Origin of the sequence: Streptomyces jumonjinensis (genome assembly GCF_009600885.1) — a bacterium.
GTDB lineage: Bacteria > Actinomycetota > Actinomycetes > Streptomycetales > Streptomycetaceae > Streptomyces > Streptomyces jumonjinensis.
Genome location: NZ_VCLA01000076.1, coordinates 1 through 7,346, shown reverse-complemented (window position 1 = coordinate 7,346; position 7,346 = coordinate 1). Strand labels below are relative to the sequence as shown.

Below are 7,346 nucleotides of genomic sequence, written 5' to 3'. Positions count from 1 at the left end.
CCCCGCTGCCGCCGCCGCACGGTGCACCCCCGAATTCCGGCGGAACCCCTACCCGGTCTACGGGCAGCTGCGGGAGACCGCCCCCGTCTGCCCGATCACGCCCCCGCACGGCATCGACACCTATCTGATCACCCGCTACCAGGACGCGCGGACCGCCCTCGCCGATCTCCGGCTGAGCAAGGACATGTACGGGGCGATGGACTCCTACCGGAAGATCTTCGGCGAGTCGTCCGTGGCCCTCGACGACCATATGCTCAACTCCGACCCGCCCAAGCACACCCGGCTCCGCAGACTGGTGAACTCCGAGTTCACCCCCCACCGGGTGGAATCGCTGCGCACCCACATCCAGGACGTCGTCGGGCGGCTGCTGGACGACTGCCCGGTCCGGGAACCCGTCGATCTGCTGCCCGCCTTCGCCTTTCCGCTGCCCATCATCGTGATCTGCGAACTGCTCGGAGTGCCGCCGCACGACCGGGCGGATGTACAGACCTGGTCCACCACCGTGGCCCAGACCGGCTTCAGCAAAGAGTCCAAGCTGGCCCAGCAGAACGCGGAGGAGAGCCTGCACGGGTACTTCGCCGACCTCGTCGCCCATAAGCGCGACCACCCGGACGAGGACCTGCTCAGCGCCCTGACCGCGGCCCGGGACGAGAACGGCAGGCTCACCGAGCAGGAGCTGATCTCGACGGCGTTCCTGCTGATGTTCGCGGGCCACAAGACCACCGCGTATCTCATCGGCAACGCCGTCCACCATCTGCTCACCCACCCCGACCAGCTGCGCGCGGTGCAGCAGGACCCGCAGCTGGTCGGACAGGCCGTGGAGGAACTCCTGCGCTACGACGGCTCGGTGGAGACCGCCACCTTCCGGTTCGCCACCGAGGACCTGGAGATCGCCGGTACCCGCATCCCGAAGGGCTCGCTGGTGCAGATCGCCCTGAACTCGGCCAACCGGGACCCGCTGAAGTTCGACACCCCCGATCGGTTCGATGTGCTGCGGCCGGGCAACACCCAGAGCGCCCATCTCGGGTTCGGGCACGGCATCCACTACTGTCTGGGCGCCCCCCTGGCCCGGCTGGAGACACAGCTCGCCCTCACCGGGCTGTTCGAACGCTTCCCCCGGGTGGCGCCGGCCGACCCCGACCGGGAGCCGCCCTGGATGGTGGTCCCCTTCCCCGCCTTCCGCGGACTCACGGAGCTGCCCGTGATCCTGGACCCCGCCGGGCCGTGACCGCCCGGCCTCAGGGCGGCCCGCTCAGGGCGGCCCGCCGGGCGGCGACGGGAGCGCCCCCGGGCCAGCACCCCCGGGCCGGTCAGTACAGCCCCTCGGGGGCCGAGGACATCAGCTGGAGCGGGGCCACATTGGCGACCCCGTCGCTCGGCCACGTCCCGCCGCGGACATAGCGCAGCGCCTGGTCGCGTTCGAGGATGTTCGGCAGAAAGAGATCGTCGTGCAGCACGGTCAGCCGGACCTGCCCGGTCCCGCCCGGGGCCACCGTGGCCGACCAGTCGTCGCCGCGCACCACGGCCATGGTCACCTGCGGATAGTTCGGAACGTAGGGCATCAGCTCCCCGTTCTGCTCCACGGGCAGCCCCGCCGCGTTGCCGAAGGTGTTGCCGTAGCTGCGCCCGCAGATCCCGCCCCGCAGGGCCGCCGTGAACTCCCGGTACATGTCCGGGCTCAGCCGGGTGCCGCTCAGCCGTACGCCGTCGAGGGATCCCACCAGTTCGGGGAAGCGGCGGACCAGCGCCTGGAAGAGCGCGGGGGTGGTGTTGAGATAGTGGATGCCGCCCCCGTCGAGCACATCGGCGAGCTGCTCCAGGAGATGGCTGGTGTACTCGGCCGCCTCCGTCAGCCGGCCGCCCCGGATCAGCCGCTTCACCCAGCGCGGATCCATGTCGATCGCGTACACCCGCCCGGTGAACAGCCCGGAGACCTCCCAGACGCCGTTGCCGATCAGATGCGGGCCGGTGGGGGTGGCCTGAAGCCAGTCGCGGCCGGGCTCGAAGCCCTCGCTGACGAAGGACCACCGCCGCCACACCCCCCGGTGCAGCAGCATCTCCGGGGTGTAGAAGAGGCGGCACGGGGGACCGGTGGTGCCCCCGGTGTCCCAGATCCGTCCGGTCAGCGGGCGGGGCACGGCCAGCGGCACCAGCTCCGCCGGGTCCTGACGGCGCAGCACCTCCAGCGGGAACGGCCCGAACGCCGTCAGCTCGTCGTAGCGTGTGATGTCCCGGGGGTCGAAGCCCAGCCCGGCGGCACGCCGCAGCCAGTAGGGACTGCCGGTCGCCGGATGGAAGTGACGGGCGATCACCCGCCGGGTCCAGCGGTCGATGTCGGTGGCCAGCCACTGCCCGATCAGCGCCTCGCACTCCTGGTCCGGTGGAGCGGCGGCCATGACCGCCGGGGCCGCCGTCATCAGGAGGCCCGCGCCGGCACGAGGTCGATGCCGAGGTCGTAGACGGAGGCGAACACCTGCTGGATGTGCTCCGGCTTGTCGACATGGACCACCGGGAAGGGAAAGCGCAGCAGCCCGTTGGGGATGGAGCCGCCGATGACCAGAGCCAGCCGCACCCCCCGCTCCTTCATCCCGGCGCAGACGTCCACCAGGCTGATCGGGTCGGTGGGGTTGCGGGCGAAGAGGTCGCGGACCTCCGCGCCGGTCGTCAGCGCCTTCCGCTCCAGACAGGAGACCAGCGGAACCCGGGGGTCCGAGAAGGGGATCGCCGCGATCCGGGAGGCCATGAAGGCGCGGAAGTGACGGCGCAGCGGGGAGTGGACGGCGATGGTCCGGTCCGGCAGCGGCACCAGCGAGCCCGGGGGCAGTTCGCCCTCCAGCGCGTCCAGCGCCGTACGCTCGCCCGACAGCATCAGAATGCGCAGCTCGCCGTCGGCGGTCGGCCCGAAGTCGCCGGAGAGATGGACGCCGGGCCGCCCCTCGCCGGGGAATCCGGCGTTCCCGCCGTCCGCGGGAGCGAAGGCCAGCGCCAGGCCCTGCTCCGGTTCCTCCGGTGGGAGCCGTGGGGTGTGGCGGGCGTACGCCAGCATCTCGAAGAGCTCCCGCCGGCCGATGGCTCCCGCGAGACAGCTCGCAGTCATCGCGCCGAGGCTGAGGCCGCCGAGGACCCCCGGGCGCAGCCCCCGCTCCACGAGGACGTCGTGCACTCCGAGCGCCAGCGCGGACTCGCGTATCGTCGCGGCGCTCTGCCGTTCCTCGGGGGTCCCCGGGAGCTCGTCCCGCAGGATCTGCTCCACCGCCAGACCGGTCCACCGCGACACCCGCGCGTACAACTCCCGCATGACGGGGTGGGCCTCGTACATCTCAAGACCGTACAGCTCGGTTCCGACGCCCCCGCCGAACAGAAAGCCCAATGCCATGAACGGCTCCCTAGACATGAACAGGAGATGAACAATTGGCTAAGCCCATTTAAACGGAAAGTGATAAGCCGCCGATGGGCCGTGGTCGCGCTCCCAACCATAGCCACGCCTCCTACCAGGGGGAAGGGGCATTGTTCGATCGGGACGCGTGCGGGGCTTCGCCGCCGGCCGCGTTATCGCAATAGCCGTCGCCCGCAGCGGAGTTCTCCGGCGGCGCGGACAATTCCCGGGGACGCCGACGCCGTACCGATCGGCCACGGAAACCGGTTTCTCCTCAGCGGTCCCCATGACGCTTCATGGGGACCGCACGGGTCTCCGTGGCCTCCGGCGGATCTCACTGGGCTCGGGCGCCTCTGCCCGGCAGCGCCGCCACATGGCTCCGGACGGTGGAGTGCACCTCGTCGGCCCGGTCGTTGAGGAAGAAGTGACCGCCCGGGAAGACATGGGAGGCGAACGGGCCCTCGGTGTAGTCGCGCCACGCCTCCACCGACGGCGTATCGGCCCGGGGGTCGGCATCCCCCGTCAGCGCCACCACCGGGCAGCGCAGCGGCGGCCCGGGGACGTGCACATGGGTCTCCACCGCGCGATAGTCGCTGCGGATCGCGGGCAGGACCATGCTCAGCAGCTCGGGGTTGGAGAGCGCGGCCGTGGCGGAACCGCCGAGCAGCTGCACCTCTTTGAGGACTCCCTGGTCGTCACGGAGATGGACGTAATCGTTCCGTTTGAAGTGGGGCGCTCGGCGCCCGGACAGGAACAGGATCGCGGGGCCTCCCGTTCCGGGCTCGCGCTCCAGCCGGCGGGCGATCTCGAACGCCACGGTCGCCCCCATGCTGTGGCCGAAGAGGGCCAGCGGCCGGTGATCGGTCTGCGCGATGAGCAACGGGACCAGCAGATCGACCAGTTCGGGGATGCTGTCGACGCAGCTCTCCGACAGCCGGTCCTGCCGGCCGGGGTACTGCACGGCCAGCACATCGATCTCCGGCGACAGCGCCACCGACATCGGGTGGTACGCGGTCGCCGCACCCCCCGCGTGGGGAAAGCAGACCATGCGTAAACGGGCCCCGGGAGAGGGAGTGAAGTTCCGGAGCCAGCGCCCCGGGTCGTCGCTGTGACGATCCATAGTCCGCGAGTAATCCTTTCGATCCTGTCGTTCCCGTTGTTCCTGTCGTTCCTGCTGCTTCGCGGTCCCGCCCGTACTGGCGCGGGCCGGTGGCCACTGTATCCGGAGCGTAGGCAACTCGTGGCTCTGCGGCCATCCCCGGGATCTCCCGGCGACTGCGGCTGGCGCACCCGGAGCACTTGGGTGCAGATTGCTGTCATGAGAGCTTCTGCTCAGACCACGGGCGCGCTCATGGCGATCAGCGACCTTCATGTGGCCTACCCGGACAACCGGCGGATCGTGGCGGGGATACGACCGCGCTCGGACGCCGACTGGCTCATCGTGGCCGGCGATGTCGCGGAGATCGCCGAGGACTTCGTCTGGGCGCTGACGACCCTGCGCGAACGCTTCGCGAAGGTCGTCTGGGCGCCCGGCAACCATGAGCTGTGGACCCCGCCGACCGACCCCGTCCAACTGCGCGGCGACGCGCGCTACCGTCGTCTGGTGGAGATCTGCCGAAGCCTCGGCGTGCTCACCCCGGAAGACCCCTACCCGGTCTGGGACGGCCCCGGCGGTCCCGTCACCGTCGCCCCCCTCTTCCTGCTGTACGACTACAGCTTCCGCGCCCCCGGCGTCACCAGGGAACAGGCCCTGGCCCAGGCGTACGAGGCGGGGGTGGTCTGCTCCGACGAGGCGCTGCTCCACCCCGACCCCTACCCCAGCCGCCAGGACTGGTGCGCCGCGCGGCTGGCCGAGACCGAACGGCGGCTCGCGGCGCGCGACCCACGGCTGCCCACCGTGCTGATCAACCACTTCCCGCTCGTCCGGGACCCCACGAGAGTGCTCTTCCACCCCGAGTTCGCCCAGTGGTGCGGCACCGAGCGGACCGCTCAGTGGCATCTGCGCTTCAACGCCGCCGCAGTGGTGTACGGGCATCTGCACATCCCCCGCACCACCTGGCACGACGGCGTCCGCTTCGAGGAGGTCTCGCTCGGATACCCGCGCGAGCACCGCAGACGTGGACTGCCCGACGAGGTGCTCCGGCAGATCCTTCCGGCGGTGGGGACGCCGTGATCGACCGGATCCTGCCCCACGACGTGGCCTCCGCCTGGGCGTTCGACGACACCGCCGACATTCCGCTCTTCCCGGAGGAGGAGGCGGCCCTGGCCCGCGCCGTGGAGCGGCGGCGGCGTGAGTTCACCACGGTACGGGGCTGCGCCCGGCGTGCCCTGGCCGGACTCGGGCTGTCCGCCGCGCCGCTGGTGCCCGGGGTGCGGGGGGCCCCGGTCTGGCCGGACGGCGTGGTCGGCAGCATGACGCACTGCGACGGCTATCGGGCCGCCGCCGTCGCCCGCACCCCGGGCACAGCCGCCGTGGGGATCGACGCGGAGCCTCATGGGCCCCTGCCCGAAGGGGTGCTGGGAGTCGTGGGACGGCCCGAGGAGCGGGCCTGGATCGCCGAGGGCGGCGCCGGGCCGGGGGTGCACTGGGACCGGCTGCTGTTCAGCGCCAAGGAAGCGGTCTTCAAGGTGTGGTACCCGCTGACCCGCAGGGAACTGGACTTCACCGAGGCCGTGGTGGTCTTCCACGCCGGGGGGACCTTCACCGCCCGGCTGCTGGTCCCGGGACCGGCGGTCGGCTCCGGGGCCCTGACCGAGATCCCCGGGCGCTGGACGGCGGCGGGCGGGCTCGCGCTCACCGCCGTCGTCCTGCCCGCGCCGCGATGAACGCCGCCCTGTCCGTAATCCGTCCCGCACGGAAGCGACGGGTACCGGTGACGCTCTGCGCGAGCACGGCGACCGGGCGTAGGGTCGGATCTGTGAACGGGGCGATGACCTGGTCGCTGTTCTGCGGCACAATCCGCTCGAACGGGTACGGCCCCGCCCGAGCCTGCGTCCAGACGGCGCTCCCACCCCGGATATCACCGTGAGATGACACCGAACGCGCAGATGGAGGACCGCCGATGAAGAGCTCCGGTGACGGCCAGGGCGCCATCGACACCAGTAAGCCTCATCCGGCTCGGATGTACGACTACTACCTGGGCGGAAAGGACAGCTACCCCGTCGACTGGGAAGCCGCCGAGCAGGCGATCGCCTTCTTACCCGGTATCAAGGAAGGGGCGCGCGCCAACCGCGCGTTCATGCAACGGGCCTCACGGCTGCTGGCCGGGCTGGGGGTGCGTCAGTACCTCGACATCGGGACCGGGATCCCGACCGAGCCCAATCTCCACCAGGTGGTCCAGCAGGCCGTACCGGACGCGCGCGTGGTGTACGTCGACAACGATCCCATCGTGCTCCGCCACGCCGAAGCCCTGCTGCGCGGCACCCCCGAGGGCCGGACCGAGTATCTCCAGGCCGATGTCCGGGACGTCGACAAGATCATCGAAGGCGCGCGGGAGATACTGAATTTCGACCGGCCCGTCGCGCTCTCCATGGTCGCCCTGCTGCACTTCGTCTCGGACGAGTACGACCCCCGGGGGCTTGTGCGCCGATTGCTCGAACCGCTGGCGCCCGGGAGCTATCTGATGCTGTCCCACGCGACCGGTGACTTCGACCCGGAGGCATGGGCCCGTGTCATCAAGATCTACCGCGACAGCGGGGTGCCCGCCCAGGTCCGGTCGTGGGCCGAGTTCGCGACCTTCTTCTCGGGGCTGGAACTCATCGGCCCCGGTGTCGAACTGGTCTCCCGCTGGTACCCGGAACCCGGTGATCAGTACAGCGGGAACGACCGGATCCCGGTCTATGTGGGCGTCGCCCGGAAGACCTGAGAACGAGCCGCCCGCCCCCTGGCGAAGCAAGCGCCAGGGGACGGGCGGCGGTCCGTGGTGTGGTCAGGCTTTGCGGTTGTTGATTTCTTCGGTGAGTTGGGGGA

General features: G+C 70.7%; 7 protein-coding genes. 4 read left to right on the top strand and 3 right to left on the bottom strand.

Annotated features, from left to right (window positions below; genetic code table 11):
- Nucleotides 1-1,228, top strand: a 1,228-nt coding sequence (locus FF041_RS09455; protein ID WP_228388105.1) for a cytochrome P450 family protein, incomplete at its 5' end; no start/stop codon positions are given.
- 82 nt (nt 1,229-1,310) lie between these two features.
- Here FF041_RS09455 and FF041_RS09450 read toward each other — a convergent pair.
- The 3 genes from FF041_RS09450 to FF041_RS09440 form a co-directional block, all read right to left on the bottom strand.
- A complete protein-coding gene (locus FF041_RS09450; RefSeq protein ID WP_228388104.1) occupies nt 1,311-2,417 on the bottom strand; it encodes an arylcarboxylate reductase in 1,107 nt (368 codons plus the stop codon).
- Entirely contained in the window at nt 2,417-3,376 is a 960-nt protein-coding gene (locus tag FF041_RS09445; protein ID WP_153521968.1) for an ACP S-malonyltransferase, read from the bottom strand. The genes FF041_RS09450 and FF041_RS09445 overlap by 1 nt, the downstream gene beginning before the upstream one ends.
- Before the next feature lie 334 nt (nt 3,377-3,710).
- Nucleotides 3,711-4,496: a thioesterase II family protein gene (locus tag FF041_RS09440; protein WP_153521966.1), complete on the bottom strand. Its 786-nt coding sequence runs from the start codon at nt 4,494-4,496 to the stop codon at nt 3,711-3,713.
- A 198-nt stretch (nt 4,497-4,694) separates the two neighbouring features.
- Between FF041_RS09440 and FF041_RS09435 the strand changes: the two genes are divergently transcribed.
- The 3 genes from FF041_RS09435 (at nt 4,695) to FF041_RS09425 (ending at nt 7,242) form a co-directional block, all read left to right on the top strand.
- Nucleotides 4,695-5,549 carry a metallophosphoesterase family protein gene (locus tag FF041_RS09435; RefSeq protein ID WP_228388103.1) on the top strand — a complete coding sequence of 285 codons (855 nt, stop codon included), beginning with the start codon at nt 4,695-4,697 and terminating at the stop codon, nt 5,547-5,549.
- Nucleotides 5,546-6,202, top strand: a complete 657-nt coding sequence (locus FF041_RS09430; RefSeq protein ID WP_323391510.1) for a 4'-phosphopantetheinyl transferase family protein — start codon at nt 5,546-5,548, stop codon at nt 6,200-6,202. Before FF041_RS09435 ends, FF041_RS09430 begins: the two co-directional genes overlap by 4 nt.
- A 236-nt stretch (nt 6,203-6,438) precedes the next feature.
- Entirely contained in the window at nt 6,439-7,242 is an 804-nt protein-coding gene (locus FF041_RS09425) for an SAM-dependent methyltransferase (protein WP_153521964.1), read from the top strand.
- The last annotated feature ends 104 nt before the right edge of the window (nt 7,243-7,346 follow it).